The following is a 1,537-nucleotide window of genomic DNA, read 5'->3' on the forward strand; positions in this document are numbered from 1 at the left end:
CTTGATGATGATCCTCTCGGTAGCTCTTTTCAACAGTCCAATAGGACTGATCCAATACAGGGTATCGGGTGTCAACAAGAAGCTCTACACAACGCCTTTGAAACCCCTCGAATACTTCGCGGGTCACTTCGCCAAGCTGATTTTCACTATGCTGATCTCTTTGACCTTACTGTATTTAACTGCGATTTTTGTATATAATGTGCGAGGTCCAATTCTGGATATCAGATTTATTCTTACACTTCTCTTCTCAATGGTGGTAACGATTTCCTTCGGACTGATGATCGCATCCTTCTCCAAGAAGCTCTCCACTGTGACAGTTCTTGGGCAGACTTTATATCAGCTGATGATGTTCCTTGGTGGTCTTTACTTTCCCGTCTTTCATCTCCCGTGGGGAATTCGCTGGTTGGTGTATGCTCTACCAACGACCTATCTTGTCGAACTGAGCAGAAGGGTAATGGGATATCAGTTTGCACCGGTTTCTTTGTTCTGGCTGATCTTAGTGCCAACCATTTGGACAGCCTTTTCAACCGTAATTTTCGTAATCAACTTTAAGAAGGTGATGGGCTATGAGTAGGAACAGTCTTAAACCGGTATTCATTGCCTTTGCAAAGGAGGCTTTCAGGAACAGATTGGAAATCTTCTTTACACTCTTCTACCCGATGATATTTCTCCTTCTGTTCGGATTCTTCTTCGGGGGGTCCGAAAGTTATCAAAAGGTTTCAGTTGGCCTGTATCAGACGGGACCATACGATATTTCCGCCGTTATTGAGGAAAGCGGAGCCTGGAATCTGCGTCTATACGACGGAGAAACGGATATCGGGGAAGCTGTCAAGAATGGAGACATTCTTCTCGGTATGATATTCAACGGGGAGAAGATCACCTATCTTCATCAGGAAGGTAATTTAGAGCAGCAAAGCACTATCGAAATGGCTCGAGCAAGCATTTCGGCCGCAGTGGAGAAGGAAATCAACAATGCCAGGTCTTTCATAGTCGTGGAGAATATTCCCGAAACAGCCGGTAGAATTCACGCAACAGACGCAGATTATACAATGTCAGGAGTAATAGCCATCTCACTTCTTTCGGCAGGGATGTTTTCTGTGATTAGTGTTTTTGGGAGATACCGTAAGAGGGGAGTCCTTGATAGATTCAAAATTACTCCTCTTAGGCCCTTCACATTTGTCCTTGGCAGCACCCTTACTAGATTTCTTGTAAGTCTGGTTTCCATAGTTCTCATCTTGGTTGTAAGCAGACTATTGTTCAGAACTACTTTTCAAATAGACTGGCTTCCGTTTCTAGTATCGATTCTGTCCTCGACTCTTGGAATGATGGCGCTTGGTCTGTTTCTCACATTGTTGTTCAGAAATCCAGAGACTGCCGATGCCGCCGCGAGTATATTGATGGTGATCGTGGTTTTCTTTGCGGGAATCTATTTCCCACTCTCTTTCTTGCCCGACTATTTGAGAGTAATATCCATATTCCTTCCAGTAAAATATGTGGCCGAGCTGATAAGGCATTCACTTGGAATTGAATTTGTGTC

General features: G+C 44.1%; 2 protein-coding genes. Both read left to right on the forward strand.

Translation table 11 applies throughout. The annotated features are described in order from the left end of the window. Positions 1–574 (forward strand): ABC transporter permease (locus BG32_RS00335; protein WP_147434761.1); only part of this gene is annotated, 574 nt, incomplete at its 5' end. Further along, positions 567–1,537, forward strand: a 971-nt coding sequence (locus tag BG32_RS00340; protein WP_147434762.1) for an ABC transporter permease, incomplete at its 3' end; no start/stop codon positions are given. The genes BG32_RS00335 and BG32_RS00340, both read left to right, overlap by 8 nt.

It is taken from the genome of Mesotoga sp. HF07.pep.5.2.highcov, from assembly GCF_003666285.1.
Classification (GTDB): domain Bacteria; phylum Thermotogota; class Thermotogae; order Petrotogales; family Kosmotogaceae; genus Mesotoga; species Mesotoga prima.